Raw genomic sequence first — 16,023 nt, 5'->3', positions numbered from 1 at the left:
CCGGAACCGGCGGGCTACTCCACCTCGACCTCCGCCTCGATGCCCTGGTCGTTGAGGCGGTCGCGGACCTCCGGGGCAAGGTTCTGCTCGACAGTACTCGGGACGAACTTGGCCACCAACCAGGCAAGGTACCCCTGCTGCCACGCGGCCTCCGTGGCGTCCTCGACGGTGATTTCCAGTTTTCGGGCCCCTTTCGTATCGACGTAGGCCTCAATCCCGCGGTTCTGAAATCCTTCCTCCAGGTGATCGGCCATCTGGTTCCGGACGGCTGATTCGATGTCGACCCCGGCCCCGGAAGCCTGAGCGGCACGGGCACCCATCTGGCGGCGAGCGAGCTCTTGGGCGTTGAGAATCGTGACTTCAATCATGGAGAGGGACAGATGGGGAAGGAAGAAATCGATCGGGGGTCGTCGACCGAAGGCCGTGGAGAGGGCCCAAGAGCAACGACGGGATGCCCTATTGGCGCTCCTGCGACGGGGTTCCGGACTGTACGGGTTCTTGGCACAACGAGAGGACGTGACCGCACGAGACTCGGTACAAATTGAAACGTGCTGGTCCGTCTGTGGTATAGGGGGGTACCCTATGCAAAAGCATCGTGTACGCTCTCAAACGGGACCCTGGGCAAATTCTTATGAGCCGACCTTCCCCCGAGACCGAGACATCGCTTCCGGACCCCTCCTCCCACGACTCCTCCTCGTCGGAAGGCGACGCCTGTGTGGTCGACCCGGTCCCTTCCGAACCCGGAGACGGTTTCTCCGAGAAGCAGGAGGAGCGCCGGACGCTGCCCGTGGAGGGCATGTCGTGCGCCTCCTGTGCGAAGAGCGTGGAAGATGCGCTCGCAGACGTTGACGGCGTGGCGGGGGCCCGCGTCAACTTCGCCACCGAGCGGGCCCAAGTGGCTCTCCGCGAGGGGCGACAGGTGCCGATCGGGAACTTGGCTCAGGCCGTCGCCGACAGCGGCTACGCGGTGCGCACCGCCGAAACGGCCCTTGCGGTGCGGGGGATGACCTGCGCGTCGTGCGTTTCCCGCGTCGAAGAGGCCCTCGATGCGGTGGAGGGGGTGCTGGAGGCGACTGTGAACCTCGCTACCGACCGCGCCACGGTCCACTACGTCCCGGGGGTAACCGAGACCACAGACCTCACACAGGCGATTCGTGACGCCGGCTACGAGGTGGTCGGTACGGAGGAGGGGGACGACCGTACTGACGTGGAGGATCAGGCCCGAGAGGACGAGCAGCGGTCGATGAAGCGCCGGTTCCTCTGGGCACTGGCCTTCGCTCTTCCTGTGTTCGTGCTGGAGATGGGCGTCATGCACGTCCCGGCGATGGAGGCCTGGGTTACCGACCAGGTGTCCACACAGGCGCTATACTATGTGCTGTTTGCACTGACGTCGGTGGTGCAGTTTGGGCCGGGGCGCTACTTCTACGCACACGGCTGGCCTGCGCTCAAGAGCGGCGCCCCCGACATGAACACGCTCGTGATGATGGGGACCTCGGCGGCGTACGGCTACTCGGTGGTGGCGACCTTTCTTCCGACCGTGTTGCCGGAGGGAACCGTGCACGTCTACTACGAGGCCGCCGCGACGATTATCACCCTCATCCTGGCGGGCAACTATATGGAGGCGCTCGCCAAGGGCCGCGCCAGCGACGCGATCCGCACGCTGCTCGACCTGCAGGCCACCACGGCTCGCGTCCGCCGCGACGGTCAAGAAGAAGAGATCGATGTACGCGACGTGGTGCCGGGCGATGTGGTTCGGGTGCGGCCCGGCGAGAAGGTACCGGTCGACGGCGAGGTGCTCGACGGACAGTCCCACGTCGACGAGTCGATGGTGACCGGCGAGCCGGAGCCGGTGCGCAAGGCAGAGGGCGACGAGGTGGTGGGGGGCACGATCAACGAGACGGGCAGCTTTACCTTTCGCGCCACGCGGGTGGGGGAGGAAACGGTGCTCTCTCAGATCGTGGACATGGTGGAGCAGGCGCAGGGGTCGGCCCCGCCCATTCAGTCACTCGCCGACCGCGTGGTCCGGGTCTTCGTCCCGTTCGTCCTGGTGACGGCCGCGCTTACCTTTGGCGTCTGGCTCGTGTGGGGGCCGGACCCGGTGCTCACGTACGCCCTCGTCTCCGCCGTATCCGTTCTCATCATTGCGTGTCCCTGCGCGATGGGCATCGCCACGCCGATTTCGGTGATGGTAGGGACGGGTCGCGCCGCGGAGCTGGGCGTGTACGTCCGGGAGGGCGACGCGCTGCAGGCGCTCCACGCGGCGGACCTCGTGGCGTTTGATAAAACCGGCACGCTCACGAAGGGCCGGCCCGAGGTGACGGACGTGCGTCCGCGAAGCGGGTTCGAGGAGGCGGACGTGCTCCGCTGGGCGGCCGCCGTAGAAGCCCAGTCCGAGCACCCGATTGGGGCGGCGCTGGGGGCCCAGGCCGAGGAGAAGGGCCTGGCTCTGCCGGATGCCACGGACTTTGAAGCGATCCCCGGGCATGGCGTGACGGCGACGGTGGCGGGGCGTGGTGTCGCGGTGGGGGCCGCCCGCCTCATGGAGCGGCACGATGTTGCGATTCCCGCCGGGGCCGAAGAGACGGCCGATCGCCTGGCCGCCGCCGCCAAGACGCCCCTCTACGTGGCGGTCGACGACACGCTGGCCGCCGTGATGGCGGTGGCCGACCCCATCAAGGAGTCGACGCCCGCGGCGCTCGACGCCCTGCACACGTTGGGCATTGAGGTGGCCATGATTACGGGCGACGACGAGCGTACTGCCCGGGCGATTGCCGACCAACTTGGCATCGACCACGTGCAGGCCGAGGTGCTGCCCGACGAAAAGGCCGAGGCGGTGGATGACGTTCAGGCTGAAGGACGGACGGTCGCGTTTGTGGGCGACGGCATCAACGACGCCCCCGCCCTGGCCCAGGCCGACGTGGGCATTGCCATCGGCACCGGCACCGATGTGGCCATCGAGAGCGGCGACATCGTCTTGATGGCCGGAGACCTGCGCGGTGTCCCCAACGCGGTGCACCTATCGCAGGCCACCCTCCGCAACATCAAGCAGAATCTGTTCTGGGCCTTCGCGTACAACGTGCTCCTGATCCCCGTTGCGGCGGGGGCGCTCTACCCGGCGTTCGGCCTGCTGTTGTCGCCCGCCCTGGCCGCCCTTGCGATGGTGTTCTCCGACCTCTTCGTCGTGGGCAATGCGCTGCGGCTGCGGCGCTTGAATGTGCCGCTTGGAGGCGAGCAGGCCGTGACGACGGCCTAGGTTGGCGGTGGATCCAGCCCATCGGCATTCCATACCCCATCGCCACGCGTCCATCCGTTCATTATCCGCATCCATCCTCCTCATGACGTTCTTCTGGCTCTTCCGTTGGGAATCCTCGGCCGCCTGGCTCATCGCTGTCTTCGCCCTCGGGCTCATTGCCCGTGGTGGCGAGGCCGCCCCGACCGACCGCTCGTTTCGAGGTGCCTCTCCCTCCGCCGATACAATTGAGGTCACGATGACGGATCACGCCTACGATCCGTCCACGCTCACTGTCCCGGCGGGAGAACCGGTCACGCTGCAGTTTGCCAACGACGGCACCGTGGAGCACTATTTCGTGGTGGGGGCCTCGGTGGCCAGCGACAAGGAGGGGTTTGAGCAAAACCTTTTTGAGGGCGTCTCGATCGAGAAGAACAAGCGGCCCGGCGGCCACGCCGATGAGGAGGGGAGCCACGATGAGGGAGGAGACCACGAGGAGGAAGAGGGCGATCGCCACGAGAATGAATTCGAGCTGCCGCCGGGCGGGAGTGGGTCCATGACGTTCACCCTACCGGCCTCCAAGGCGGGCACCTACACCATTGCGTGCTTCGAGACGACGGGCGGGCAGAAGCACTACGAGATGGGCATGGAGGGCACCCTGCGGGTCACGACCCCGGACGACGAGTAGCATCTTCGGAGAGGAGACGTCTACGACTGGCGGGCTTGAGCGAGCCGTCATGGAGAGGCACGCAGACAATCCGCCTGAGGCCATCGCCCATTGTCATCATTCTATCTCCGGGGCACGATGCCTTTCGTGACGGGAGGCGTCCCGCCCACGTCGGGGTGTGGAGCGAGTGAGCGGGCAGGACGCTCCGGCATGCCGACCCGGCGCACGAGACGAGCCACGTCGTTCCGGCCGTGAAGACGATTCGGGAGCAGGTTGCCCTCGACGTCCCTGATCGATCCGCTGTGGCTCTGTTCCTTCGAGGGGGGAACCGTCGCCCGCCCCTAAGGAACCGCCGTTGTCTTCGTTGACGTACTTTTTTCTCCGACCCCGCCATGGCCCAGGATCGCACTCGCTCCGCCGAAGCCGACAGTGCCGCGTCCCCGACCAACCCCAACGGGCAGCGTGCCCCGGACGGGCAGGAGGACGGGCCCGACCACCACGCGGCGATGGTCGCGGACTTCCGCCGCCGGTTCTTCGTAAGTCTGGTGGCGACGCTCCCCATTCTCGCGCTCAGTCCCATGATTCAGCGGTGGCTGGGTTGGGAGAACACCCTGGGCTTCCCGGGGGACACGATGGCGCTACTGGCCCTCTCCACATTCGTATACGGCTACGGAGGGTGGCCCTTCCTGACCGGGCTCGTCGACGAGCTGCGAGAACGGACGCCCGGAATGATGACACTCGTGGCCTTTGCGGTGACCGTGGCATACGCCTACAGCGCCGCCGTGGCCTTGGGGGTGCCCGGCCAGATGTTTTTCTGGGAGACCGCCACGCTCATCGACCTCATGCTGGTGGGGCACTGGGTCGAGATGCGATCGGTCATGGGGGCGAGCCGTGCGCTCGAAAAGCTGGCCCGCCTGATGCCGAGCACGGCCCACCGCGTGACCGACGAGGGCGACACCGAAGAGGTGCCCATCCGGGACCTGACGCCGGACGACCGAGTGCGCGTCAAGCCCGGTGAGAACATCCCGGCCGACGGCACCGTGGTGAGCGGGTCGTCGAGTGTCAACGAAAGCATGCTCACCGGCGAGAGTGTCCCCGTTGAGAAGGCCGAAGGAGACGAGGTAATCGCCGGCGCCGTCAATGGCACAGGCGCGCTCGTGGTGTCGGTGGAGAAGACCGGCGAGTCGAGCTATCTCAACCAGGTGATTGGCCTCGTCCGGGAGGCGCAGGCGTCCCAGAGTCGTACCCAAAACCTGGCCGACCGGGCGGCCTACTGGCTTACGCTGATTGCGCTCACCGCGGGGGCACTTACGTTTGGAACGTGGTACGTCGGGCTCGGCGAGACTTTCGTCTTCAGCCTGGAGCGGGCGGTGACGGTGATGGTGATTACGTGCCCCCACGCCCTCGGCCTAGCGATTCCGCTCGTGGTCTCCGTCAGCACCGGGCTTGGGGCCCAGCGTGGCCTCCTCATCCGCGATCGGGGCGCGTTCGAGCTGGCGCGGAATCTCGACACGGTCGTCTTCGACAAGACGGGCACACTCACGGAGGGCCGCTTCGGCGTGACGGACGTGCTCGTGTTTGCCGCGGAGGGGGAGGAGGACGTGCTTCGCACCGCGGCCGCCGCAGAGCAGGACAGCGAGCACCCCATCGCGGCCGGCATCCTCCGCGCCGCCGAGGATCGGGCCCTGGACAGGCCGGAGGCGAGTCACTTCGAGGCCCTGACGGGACGCGGCGTCCGCGCCACGGTGGACGGCACTGAGGTACGGGTGCTGAGCCCGGAGGCGGCCCGGGACGAGGGGGGGCTGCCTGCCCACGATGCCGAGTCGCTCCAGCGTCAGGGGAAGACGGTCGTGTACGTCGTGCGGGACGGCACCGCGCTGGGCGCACTGGCCCTGGCCGACGTGCTCCGTGAGGAGTCGCGGGAGGCGATCCGGTCCCTCCACGCCCTCGGGATCGACGCGGTCATGCTCACAGGTGACAGCAAGCGTGTTGCGGACTGGGTGGCCCAAGAGGTGGGGGTCGACCGCGTGATCGCGGAGGTGCTGCCCGACGAGAAGAGCGACGTGATCGAAGAGCTACAGGCGGAGGGACGCCTCGTGGCCATGACGGGCGACGGGGTGAACGACGCCCCGGCCCTCGCCACCGCCGACGTGGGCATCGCGATCGGGGCGGGCACGGACGTGGCGGTCGAGACCGCCGACATTGTGCTCGTGGAGAGTGACCCGCGAGACGCGGTGGGCATCGTCCGTCTGGCACGGGCTACGTACCGCAAAATGGTGCAGAATCTGTGGTGGGCCACCGGCTACAACGTGATTGCCATTCCGCTGGCGGCGGGCGTCCTCGCCACTGCGGGCATTCTGCTGAGCCCGGCCGTCGGTGCCGTCCTGATGAGCCTGAGCACCGTGATTGTCGCCGTCAATGCCCGTTTCCTTTCGCTCGACTGAGCGGCCGCTGGACAGGGGGCGTACTCCGTCCCGGCCCGTCCAATCCGGAAGCCTCCCTTCAAGAGCTGGCGGGTCAATCGGTCCAGGTGTGCGGCCTCAGTTGGTCAGGTCCGACCAGTCGAGGTCCGACTCCTGGATCGAGGGGGGGCGCCGGGCAACGATGTCTCCGTAGTAGGCAGTGGCCTCCTCGCCGGTGTTATCGGTGTCGGTCATGATGGCGACGCCGTCGATGGGCGGTGGGGGCTCCCCGAACGCCCGGCGGTAGTCCGCACGGACGTTCCGCCGCTCGCGAAGCCACGTCCCTACCTTCGTCGAGCCGCTCTCCACAGGAATCATCTGCACCCAGTCCGTGAACGCATTTGGGAGAATGGTGTCCTGGTCGACCCGGCTTGCCCAGACGTAGTTCAGTGCCCGGGTCGGAATCTGGTCGTACCCGAGGGCCTGCAGGGTTTCGTACTTGGCGCGATCGACCAGCCCAAAGTTGCTCGGGTCGTAGTCGAAGGTAACGTAGAGCCGGGCCGGATAGTCATCCCCGTCTTTTGTTCGGGCGTCGCCCTTATCGAGCACGTTGGTGACCTTCCATCGCCAGGACAACACCGGATGCTGTTGCGGGTCGAGGCGCACCGTGCGGCCCAGCCCCCCGGCCCCGCCGTCGCTGACGGCACGAACGACGGTGGTGGATTCGTCCTCGATCGGTCGCTCAACGAGCCGGTATTGGGTGTCCGTCTCTGCGTCCCCGAAGCGGACGGCTCGCCACCCGGACGGATGCCCATTGGAGTCGGCCTCGGCGCCCGAAAAGCGCCCCACGTACTTCGGCTGGTGGTGGGCGTAGGCGGTGAGGCCGACCAGAGTGCTGATCACGAAGAGGGGAAGCGACCAGACAACCGGTAAGCGTGCGACTGAAGTCATCAACCTCACAGGAATAGGGGCGAGACTCGGGGCTACAGGGGGGGGCGTTCGGATGGGGATGATGTCCCCACGCAATGTTAATCTGGCTGGGGGGCCGTGCGCTTCCGCAAAAAGTGAGAAGTGTTGAACAAAGACCGTGGAGACGTTGAATCCTTGTTTCTCACCTCCGTACCCTCGCATGTATAGTGGTTTGATCTACCAATTTGCATTACTGTCGCGAAGAAAAAGGCCAAAAGCCTGTCTGGTCTTAATCGGTCTTCGTGGTCGAGTAAACTACTTTTCGCGGTGTCTTAATCACGGGTAGGACCCCGTGACTGCGACGGGCTTTCAACCCGTAGAGACTTGTCAACCTTCGACTAAATTCTAGACTAAGCTTTTTGCATCACTATGGCGAACGAACAGGATGTTTCGCGACGCGACTTTTTACAGCGCCTGAGCGTGGTCGGCATTGCGGGGCTGGGCGCCGGGTCGTTGGTGTCGGCTTGTGGAGGCGGTAGTGGAGAAGAAGGAAGCTCCTCTTCCGGATCCGCGAGCCAGGCGTCCGGGCAGTCGAGCGGGGGCGGCGCGCAGACGGTGACGATCCACCCGCAGGGCAACCAGATGAAGTACAAGGAGACGGAGTTCGAGGTGCCGGCGGACACGGAGATTGAACTGGTGTTTGAGAATACCGCTTCGAGCCCGTCCATGCAGCACAACGTGCTCGTGATGAACGAGCCCCCGGCGCAGGGCACCTTTAAGGAAGTTGGTCAGGCGGGTGTGCAGGCCGGAGCGTCGAACGAGTACGTGCCCGACCACTCGGCAGTACTGGCGGCCACGGACATCTCGAAGCCGGGCGAGACGGTATCGGTAACGTTCACGACCCCGTCGGAGACGGGAGAGTACGGCTACGTGTGCACGTATCCGGGACACTGGGCTACCATGCAGGGCACCATGATCGTGACCTAGGTCCGAGCCCATGGGCCCGTGGACGGGCCCGCTTCGAAAATCCAATTCTCTCCGGGGGCGTTCTCTTGCGACTGTCTTTCTCTCCCTCCGAGGACGCCGGCACGGGGCGCGGCGATGCGCCTCGTGCCGTAGCGCCTCCGGTCTATCGGCAGAGAAGCGACCCCTCTCCTGTACCGCCCGCGGAAGCGTCGACCCCAGGTCGCCCCGCGGCATCCTAGCGGCGCGCATCTCGGTAGAGAGATGCCATCGACCCGCCGCTGCCATGTAGTCTTGAGGAGAGCCGGGCGCCCGCCTCAGTCATTATTTGAGGAAGAGCCCAGACGGGCGCTCATGTCTAACCGTAATTCGGTTTTCTCCGGACAAGTCCCATTCGGTCCGGAGCGAATCGGGCGGTGTCTCCAGAAGGGTCCTATATGCACCTGACCGGGCCCGACCTGTACAGTAGAATTGGGCGTCCAGGCGCCCATCGCGAAGTTATGAGATACGATTCGCGTCTCCGGGGCGAGATGGATTTGGAGGCGTGGTAGGGGAGAGGTCACGAATGAGGCCGAGGGGACATCGACCCGGAGGGAACCGGATCCCGAGGGCCCCACTTGACGGTGGAGTCGAACTGCAAAGGCGCGAGCAGTGGGCCGAACGTTATGCCCCGCGGAGCAGATGTGTCTGTGGATCCTGCCCTCCGTCCCCGAACCGATGCCCCCGGCGTCTCATGTTGAGCCAGGTTTGGAGCAGCACCACGCACGGCGTTGAGGCCCTGCCGGTTGAACTCGAAACGAACGTCGCCTCCGGCATGCGGGGCCTCTCGGTCGTGGGGCTGCCGCGGGCGGCGGTGCGGGAGAGCTTCGACCGGGTGCGGGCTGCCCTCGAAAACAACGACATTCCTGTTGAGTGGGGGCGCATCACCATCAACCTCGCGCCGGCGGACGTGCCAAAGGAAAGCGCGGCGTTCGACCTGCCGATGGCGGTGGGCTGGGTGGCCGCCAGCGGCACCACGGTCGCCGGGGATGTGCTGGACCGCTACTGGCTCACGGGCGAGCTGGCCCTGGACGGCACCGTGCGGCCCGTCAACGGCGTGCTGCCCATGGCGATGAAGGCGCGGGCGGAAGGGTACGAGGGCGTGCTCGTGCCCGCCGAGAATGCCGCGGAGGCCGCCGTGGTGGACGACCTCAAGGTCTACCCGGTGGAGACGGTGGGCGATGCGTTCGAGATCCTGCAGGACCCGGAGGGCCCTGCGGCGCCGACGCCCTACACGAACGACCTGGACACCATCTTCGATCAGGCGCGTCAGTACCGGCGTGATCTGAGCGATGTGCGAGGGCAAGAGAACGTGAAGCGAGCCCTAGAAGTGGCGGCCGCCGGGGGACACAACGCACTCATGGTAGGCCCGCCCGGCTCGGGCAAGACCATGCTCGCCCGCCGCATGCCCACCATCCTGCCGCCCCTCAGCACGGACGAGGCGCTCGAAACCACCAAGATTCACTCCGTCAGCGGCGAGTTGACGTCCGACCATGGCATTCTAGCCACGCGTCCGTTTCGGGCCCCGCACCACACCATCTCCGACGCGGGGCTGTGCGGGGGCGGGGCCCACCCGAACCCCGGCGAGATCTCTCTGGCCCACAATGGTGTCCTCTTCCTCGACGAGCTGCCCGAGTTTCAGCGGCGGGTCCTGGAGGTGCTCCGTCAGCCGATGGAGGAGGGGCGCATCACGATCAGCCGGGCGGAGACGACCGTCACCTACCCGGCCCGCTTTATGCTCATTGCCTCGATGAACCCGTGCCCGTGCGGGCACCTCAACGATCCGAACCAGGAGTGTGTCTGCACGCCCGCCCAGGTGCAGCGCTACCTCGGCAAAATTAGCGGGCCTCTGATGGACCGGATCGACCTGCACGTGGAGGTCGCCCCGGTTGACTTCGACGAGATGAGTGCCGAACGCACCGGAGAGTCTTCAAGTGCGGTTCGGGAGCGGGTGGTGCAGGCCCGCGCGCAGCAGTCGGGGCGCTTCGGCGAGGCGCCGGGGGTGTACAGCAACGCACAGATGGACGCGCAGCGGGTCCAGGAGCACTGTGAGCTGGACGAGGCGGGGACCAATCTGCTCCGCACTGCTTCCGACCGGCTCGGCCTCAGTGCCCGCGGATACACCCGGATTCTGAAGGTGGCGCGCACGGTGGCCGACCTGGAGCGGTCGCCTCGCATCTGCCCCGAACACGTCTCGGAGGCGATCCAGTATCGCTCCCTGGACCGCGACTGGTGGAACGGATGAGGGCTCCGGAAGGAGGTCCGGTAGATCGAGTGAAGAAGTCTCCTGCCCAGCCCGCTCTCAGACCGGCCGCTGAAATGCTGGGCGAGAGTGCCTATCCTATGTCCGTTCCACTCTCTGGCCCCATTTTCTCTGCGCATGGATCGTTTGTCTACCTGGACACAGTGCCGACCCGGAGTTGCCATCCTACTGCTTACCGGGGCTCTGTTTTTCCTCGTCGTGGGGGGCTGTCAGTCTGAGGGCGACAGCTCCGAAGCGGCCCTTGTCTACGTGGGGACGGGATCTGGAAATCCGTCTGAGGGCATCTATCCGTTCGCGTTCGACTCCACGTCCGGCGAGCTACGACAACTGCAGGAGGCCACGCCCCTTCTCAATCCGACGTTCCTGGCGTTCGGGCCGGACGGAACGTCCCTCTACAGCGTCCGCGAGACAACCGACTCCGCCCGGGTCCACGCGTTTGGCGTGAGCCGCCCGTCCGGCCAGTTGCGGCCCCTCAATGCCGCGCCCGCGGAGGGCGGGGCCCCGTGTTACATCAGTGTGGACGCGACGGGCCAGTGGGCGCTGACCGCAAACTACGTGGGGGGCAACGTGGCGGTCTTTCCGGTGCGGGACGGCGGGGGGCTCGGGCCGGCGACACAAGTCGTGCAGCACGAGGGGGCCGGGGCGGACCCCGAGCGGCAAAAGCGATCCCACGCTCACTACTTCCGGATGGACCCGCAGAACCAGCACGCCCTGGCGGCCAATCTCGGAACCGACGAGGTGCGCATCTACCCGTTCGACGCCGAGCAGGGCCGGCTCGATACGGCAGCGGTTCGCGTTGTGTCGACCCCGCCGGGGACCGGGCCGCGACACCTTGCGTTCCATCCGGATGGAGAGACGGTGTACCTCATCGGCGAGCTGAGTGGGACCATCACGGTCTACGACTACAACGCCGAGCGCGGACGGATGCGCGCAAAACAGACCGTGCCGACGACGCCCGACGCTTTCGACGGGGTCGCCGCGAGTGCCGACCTTGAGGTTCACCCGTCCGGCGATTTTCTCTACGCCTCAAACCGAGGGGACGCCAACGACCTCGTCGTCTATCGTATTGAGGAGGAGACCGGCCGGATTGAGCGGATCGGGCAACAGCGAGAGCACATCCAGTGGCCCCGCACCTTCACCATCAGCCCGGGGGGAACGCATCTCCTCGTCGCCAACCGCCGGGCAGACGCCGTTTCAATTTTTGGCATCGATACGGACACCGGGCGGCTCAGCTACACGGGCCATTCGGCTGATGTCCCGGCCCCGACCCACATCGCCTTCAGTCCCCTCGACGACGACGCGATCACGTTCCCAAAACAAGAATTTGGGAGGACGGCGACCCCGGAGTGAGGGCGATGCTACCGCGACCGCCCGGCCCGTTCCGTCGCCACGAGTACGCGCATGTTGAGGGCCTGGGCGGCCGAGGCGACCGTGGCAAATTGGCCGATGCGGGCCTCCTGGTCGGCCCGCATGATGAGGAACTGCTGATTGGTGCGGCGAGAGCGGAGCTCGCTCACGAGGCGCGCTTGCGGCACCGGCGAGCCGGCCACGTAGTAATTGCCGTCTTTCGTGAGGGACACGGTAATCGACTGCTCCGACACGGGCGACGCGCTGTCCACCTGGGGCAGGTTCACCTGAATCCCCATCTGCGGGATGAAGCTTGAGGTGAGCAGGAAGAAAATGAGGAGCAGCAGAACGACGTCCGTCATGCCCGCCAGGCTGAAGGTCGTCATGGGCTCGCGGGACGGGGAGAAGTCGAGCGGCATAGCGGCACGGGCGATTGGTCAACGAGGGAGGCGGCGTAGGGGCGGGGTTACGACGGCAGCTCCTCGGACCGCTCCGGCGAGACCGGCTCCTGCAGGAGGTCGATGAAGTCCGTGGCGGAGCGCTCCATGTCGTTCGAGAGGCGCCGGATGCGCCCCATGAGGTAGTTGTACGAGAAGAGCGCCAGGATGCCGACGAGCAGGCCCGCCGCGGTCGTGATGAGGGCTTCCCAAATCCCCCCCGCGAGCACAGAGGGGTTGACGTTGCCCTGCAGGTTCTGAATCTGCTGGAACGCCCGGATCATGCCGACCACCGTCCCGAAGAAGCCGAGCATGGGGGCAATGCCGGCGATGCTGGCGAGCAGATTCGTCCGCTTCTCCAGGTCGAAGGTTTCGTGCTTGCCCGCGGCCTGCACGGCGTCCTGAATCTCAGAGATCGGCCGCCCCAGGCGCTCGAGGCCCTGCTGCAGGATGCGGGTGATGGGCACGTTCTTGTCCTCGCAGTACTGAATGGCGTCCTCGACATTGCCGCTGCGCACAAACTCGCGCACCCGATCGGTGATGGCCTCGGGGTCGGAGTTGGCCTGTCGGATTGTGATGAGCCGCTCCACCAGCAGGTAGATGGTGAGCACGGAGAGCAGCACCAGCGGAACCATCACCCATCCCCCCAGCACCAGAATGTCGAGGAGGGAGGCGGCCTGCCCCGACGCGGTTTGGGTGGTGTCGAGGGCCGTGGGGGCCACCTGTTGGGGGAGGGCGGTTGCGGCGGTCAGCAGAGCAGAGGGCACAGGGGCGAGGCGGGGTCGGTTGGGGAAGTGCTATTCGAGGCGGTGCGTCCAGGCATCGGGGGGAAGGACATCGCCCCGCTCGCTGAGAACGCGCTCGGCGGTCGATTCGGAGGCATACCGCCCAATCGTCACGCGGTACCACGTCGTATTGTCTACCGTTCCGGAGACGACGGCGACGGAATCGAACTGGGAGGCATACTGGTCGGCGGTCTGCTGTGCGCCGCCGCGGGAGGAACTGGAGGCGACCACAATGGTCCAGTCCCGTACGTCCGGGGTCTCGTCCTCGCGGGCCGGCGGATCCTCGGACTGTGAGTCGGGGGCGGAGTCCGCAGTGGAGGGGGCTCCGGTCTGGTCGGACGGCGTCTCGGTGGCCGTGGGGGGCGGCGAGGTTTGGGTGGGGCCCAGCAGGCTTGTCTGGTTCACCACGAACCATCCGGTGCCGGCAAGGAGAAGAACTGAGAGCACGACACTGATGATGGTAAAGGAGTCTGGGGACCGGGTGTCGGCGTCGGGCTGTGCCGGCGGGCGGTCCTGCGCGGGAGGCCTCTCCTGATCGGCCTCCGATGCCCCGGACTCCGCCTCTTCAGAAGGGTCTTGGGCGGGGGGCGCCTCGGGCTCAGCGTCGGGGGCGGGCGAGAGGGACTCGGCGGAGAGGCCCTCGTACGGCCGATTGACGCGTCGTTGCAGGGCGGGACTGGGGTGGAAGGTAAGGGCGCCACCGTCTTCCCGAAACGTGCCGAGCCCGGACAGCTGGACGCCATCGGACTCGGCGCGCTGGCGAAGCTCCTCCACCATGGTGTTCAGCAGGGGGCGGGCCTGGTCTTCCGGAATGTCGAGCCGCTCCGCGAGGAGGGGAATGATGGATTTGGGCATGAGGCTCTGCAGGTGATGAAGGAGTCACGCGCCCTCTTCGGGGGTGAAGACGACCTCGTTGCGGGGCGGAGCGAGGCGACGGACGCCGTCCTCCTCCTGTACCCCGCTCGGGCGGTGCTCAACGGAAAACGCGCCGAGGCCCGGCACCTCTACGGCGTTTCCGGTGTCCAGTTGATCCTGGACGACATCGGTGAACGCCTCAATGACGTCTTCGGCCGTTGGGGACTCCATGATAAGCGTGGGAAAATGAATGGGAGTGGTCCAAAAGACACCCTAAAAATACGTTCGCAGGGCGCAACATAAAATTTGGAGGCTCGATCGCGTCATCCCCCGACGTGTCCGGACGGAATCACCATCGGAGCCGGAGGCCCACCGAGAGCTCGGCGACGGGCTGCGGGTAGTTTGCCCACATGGTTGGCGCGTCCGGCGAGAGCTGCTCGGCGCGGGCCACGAGCTCGAGGTCCGACCCCACGGCATACGAGCCTTCAAGGTCGACGGAGACGTACGGGTCGAGGCGAACGGTCGGGGAGAGGCCGGCGTCGCGCGGCCCGTGAAATTCCCCGTGGGCTTTCAAAAAGCCGTCGCCCCCCGCAAACGAGACCGTGAGGAGGGCGTCCGCCGTGACGGCAGCAAAGTTTGGGATGGGGCCGTTCACGTCCGGAAGCGTCCCGTCTCGTACCGACAGCCCCAGCGAGGCCTGCACGCCGTCGAGGCCCTGTAGCGCCACCTCGCCGCGGCCCTCCCAGATGCGGGCGGCATCGTACCGAACTTGGTAGAGCCCCTGGTAGACGCCCTGGCCAGCGCCCTGACCGCCGCGGTCGAGGTCGAAGTACCGGTAGGTTGGCGCGTAGCGGTACCCCGCGGCGGCCACCACACGCACCGCACCGCGCGTGAGGGTGAGCCCGCCCTCCGCGTTGGTCGTTTCAAGAGGGGGGCGGAGGGAGGGGGCGTGCTGGGCGTACGGGTTGGTGGCGTAGAGCGGATCCAGGGCCGTGTCGCCGAGCCGGGGCTGGTTGCGAAGGAAGAGGCGAGTGCCCCCGGCGACCCGCCACTCGGCGTCCACGACCGGCGCGACGAACGTTGCCCCCGCGGACCCTGCGTTTGACTGAACCGGCTGAGCGGGCGTATCGAAGGCGAGCACGGCGGCTCCGGCCTCGACGGACACGGGTTCGATCGGCGAATACGAGACCGTGCCGCTGACCTCCGCGTCGTAGGCGGTCTGGGTCTGCGGGTCCTCGCCCAGCCACGACCGTCGGTACTGGGCCCTCACGTGGGGCCGGTACGGAAATGGAGCCGTTGCCTCTCCACTGAGGCCCAGTTGCTGTTGGCTGTAGGTTTGCTCCGTGGCCGTGGGATCGAGATGAGAGGTGTACTCGGTCTGGTCGTAGCGCACCTCCGCCCGGGCCGGGGCATCTGGATTCGTACGGCGGACCTGCACGGCACCGCCGGCCGAATAGCTTTCCCGGTCGGGGACCTCGGCGACGGATTGGATGGTGGAGGAGGCGCCGTGGAGGGCGTACCGCTGCACGCTGCCGTGCGCCGTCGCGTCAATCCGAACGGGGTCCTGCGTGTGCTGGAGGCGCACGCGGGCATCGGCGACGTCATCGTTCGGGTCCGCCTCGGTGCCCGTGTACGCGCCCTGTACGGAAAGTCGGCTGCGCGGCGACAAGGGCACCCCGACCCGCCCCTTGAAGAACCGACTCACGTACCGGCCGCTTCCGCCCTCCAGGTAGCCCTGGGCCGGCTCGGCGGTGGGGGCCATTGACGCCGAGACCGATTCGGGGACCGGCAGGCTCTCGGGGAGGCCGTCCAGGGGTTGATCGTAGGCGCCGGTGTACGGGCGATGGTCCGGCGGCACGGGCGGAATCGTGGACGGGGAGGTGAAGCCGGTCAGGGGCTGTCGCTCCAGGGAGGGAAGGGCGATCTGGCGCTCGCCCCGAATTTCGATCTCTCGCGGGGCGATCTCCGGGAGCTGCGTCGTGTCGGTCTGCTGAGCGTGCGTGGGCGGGACGATCAGTAGGAGAACCATCCCGACGAGGCAGAGACCGGAGAGACGAGAAAGCACAGGCACGGGCCCGGGACGAGAGGTGCGCATACGGGAGAGCCAAGAGGAGACTACAGCGAGAG

The 16,023-nt window shown here is 66.7% G+C and carries 13 protein-coding genes; 6 read left to right on the top strand and 7 right to left on the bottom strand.

The features are described from left to right. Positions 1-14: 14 nt before the first annotated feature. Complete coding sequence (locus OJB03_RS14415) at positions 15-368, bottom strand: hypothetical protein (protein WP_263788671.1); 354 nt, start codon at positions 366-368, stop codon at positions 15-17. Between the two features lie 263 nt (positions 369-631). On the opposite strand from OJB03_RS14415, the gene OJB03_RS14410 reads away from it, so the two are divergent. From OJB03_RS14410 to OJB03_RS14400, 3 genes are all read left to right on the top strand, one after another. After that, positions 632-3,253 (top strand): heavy metal translocating P-type ATPase, encoded by a 2,622-nt coding sequence (locus tag OJB03_RS14410; protein WP_263788669.1) that lies wholly within the window; start codon positions 632-634, stop codon positions 3,251-3,253. Between the two features lie 82 nt (positions 3,254-3,335). Then, positions 3,336-3,917: a cupredoxin domain-containing protein gene (locus tag OJB03_RS14405; protein ID WP_263788667.1), complete on the top strand. Its 582-nt coding sequence runs from the start codon at positions 3,336-3,338 to the stop codon at positions 3,915-3,917. 485 nt (positions 3,918-4,402) lie between these two features. Beyond that, positions 4,403-6,340: a copper-translocating P-type ATPase gene (locus tag OJB03_RS14400; protein ID WP_272507379.1), complete on the top strand. Its 1,938-nt coding sequence runs from the start codon at positions 4,403-4,405 to the stop codon at positions 6,338-6,340. Between the two features lie 96 nt (positions 6,341-6,436). On the opposite strand, the gene OJB03_RS14395 is transcribed toward OJB03_RS14400, so the two are convergent. Then, complete coding sequence (locus OJB03_RS14395; protein WP_263788662.1) at positions 6,437-7,249, bottom strand: DUF3047 domain-containing protein; 813 nt, start codon at positions 7,247-7,249, stop codon at positions 6,437-6,439. A gap of 387 nt (positions 7,250-7,636) precedes the next feature. On the opposite strand from OJB03_RS14395, the gene OJB03_RS14390 reads away from it, so the two are divergent. From OJB03_RS14390 to OJB03_RS14380, 3 genes are all read left to right on the top strand, one after another. Then, positions 7,637-8,194, top strand: coding sequence for a plastocyanin/azurin family copper-binding protein (locus OJB03_RS14390; RefSeq protein WP_263788659.1), 558 nt, complete (start codon positions 7,637-7,639; stop codon positions 8,192-8,194). 709 nt (positions 8,195-8,903) lie between these two features. Continuing rightward, a complete protein-coding gene (locus OJB03_RS14385) occupies positions 8,904-10,454 on the top strand; it encodes a YifB family Mg chelatase-like AAA ATPase (protein ID WP_263788656.1) in 1,551 nt (516 codons plus the stop codon). A 135-nt stretch (positions 10,455-10,589) separates the two neighbouring features. Continuing rightward, a complete protein-coding gene (locus OJB03_RS14380; protein ID WP_263788655.1) occupies positions 10,590-11,822 on the top strand; it encodes a lactonase family protein in 1,233 nt (410 codons plus the stop codon). A gap of 8 nt (positions 11,823-11,830) precedes the next feature. On the opposite strand, the gene OJB03_RS14375 is transcribed toward OJB03_RS14380, so the two are convergent. The 5 genes from OJB03_RS14375 to OJB03_RS14355 form a co-directional block, all read right to left on the bottom strand. Beyond that, on the bottom strand, positions 11,831-12,238 hold the full coding sequence (locus OJB03_RS14375; RefSeq protein WP_263788652.1) for an ExbD/TolR family protein: 408 nt from the start codon (positions 12,236-12,238) through the stop codon (positions 11,831-11,833). A 47-nt stretch (positions 12,239-12,285) separates the two neighbouring features. After that, positions 12,286-13,023 (bottom strand): MotA/TolQ/ExbB proton channel family protein, encoded by a 738-nt coding sequence (locus tag OJB03_RS14370; protein ID WP_263788650.1) that lies wholly within the window; start codon positions 13,021-13,023, stop codon positions 12,286-12,288. A 30-nt stretch (positions 13,024-13,053) separates the two neighbouring features. After that, positions 13,054-13,896, bottom strand: coding sequence for an SPOR domain-containing protein (locus OJB03_RS14365; RefSeq protein WP_263788649.1), 843 nt, complete (start codon positions 13,894-13,896; stop codon positions 13,054-13,056). A gap of 24 nt (positions 13,897-13,920) precedes the next feature. Next, on the bottom strand, positions 13,921-14,127 hold the full coding sequence (locus OJB03_RS14360) for an HU family DNA-binding protein (RefSeq protein WP_263788648.1): 207 nt from the start codon (positions 14,125-14,127) through the stop codon (positions 13,921-13,923). Positions 14,128-14,245: 118 nt separating this feature from the next. Continuing rightward, positions 14,246-15,961, bottom strand: coding sequence for a TonB-dependent receptor (locus OJB03_RS14355; protein ID WP_263788647.1), 1,716 nt, complete (start codon positions 15,959-15,961; stop codon positions 14,246-14,248). Positions 15,962-16,023: the final 62 nt, after the last annotated feature.

Source organism: Salinibacter grassmerensis (genome assembly GCF_947077765.1).
GTDB classification, from domain to species: Bacteria; Bacteroidota; Rhodothermia; order Rhodothermales; family Salinibacteraceae; genus Salinibacter; species Salinibacter grassmerensis.
The sequence above is the reverse complement of the archived record's forward strand: the minus strand, read 5'-3'. Positions and strand labels throughout refer to the sequence as shown.

What these genes read in the sequence shown, in the direction of transcription:
- OJB03_RS14415 (WP_263788671.1), bottom strand. Translation starts at nt 368, where the DNA reads ATGATTGAAGTCACGATTCTCAACGCCCAAGAGCTCGCTCGCCGCCAG.
- OJB03_RS14410 (WP_263788669.1), top strand. Translation starts at nt 632, where the DNA reads ATGAGCCGACCTTCCCCCGAGACCGAGACATCGCTTCCGGACCCCTCC.
- OJB03_RS14405 (WP_263788667.1), top strand. Translation starts at nt 3,336, where the DNA reads ATGACGTTCTTCTGGCTCTTCCGTTGGGAATCCTCGGCCGCCTGGCTC.
- OJB03_RS14400 (WP_272507379.1), top strand. Translation starts at nt 4,403, where the DNA reads ATGGTCGCGGACTTCCGCCGCCGGTTCTTCGTAAGTCTGGTGGCGACG.
- OJB03_RS14395 (WP_263788662.1), bottom strand. Translation starts at nt 7,249, where the DNA reads ATGACTTCAGTCGCACGCTTACCGGTTGTCTGGTCGCTTCCCCTCTTC.
- OJB03_RS14390 (WP_263788659.1), top strand. Translation starts at nt 7,637, where the DNA reads ATGGCGAACGAACAGGATGTTTCGCGACGCGACTTTTTACAGCGCCTG.
- OJB03_RS14385 (WP_263788656.1), top strand. Translation starts at nt 8,904, where the DNA reads ATGTTGAGCCAGGTTTGGAGCAGCACCACGCACGGCGTTGAGGCCCTG.
- OJB03_RS14380 (WP_263788655.1), top strand. Translation starts at nt 10,590, where the DNA reads ATGGATCGTTTGTCTACCTGGACACAGTGCCGACCCGGAGTTGCCATC.
- OJB03_RS14375 (WP_263788652.1), bottom strand. Translation starts at nt 12,238, where the DNA reads ATGCCGCTCGACTTCTCCCCGTCCCGCGAGCCCATGACGACCTTCAGC.
- OJB03_RS14365 (WP_263788649.1), bottom strand. Translation starts at nt 13,896, where the DNA reads ATGCCCAAATCCATCATTCCCCTCCTCGCGGAGCGGCTCGACATTCCG.
- OJB03_RS14360 (WP_263788648.1), bottom strand. Translation starts at nt 14,127, where the DNA reads ATGGAGTCCCCAACGGCCGAAGACGTCATTGAGGCGTTCACCGATGTC.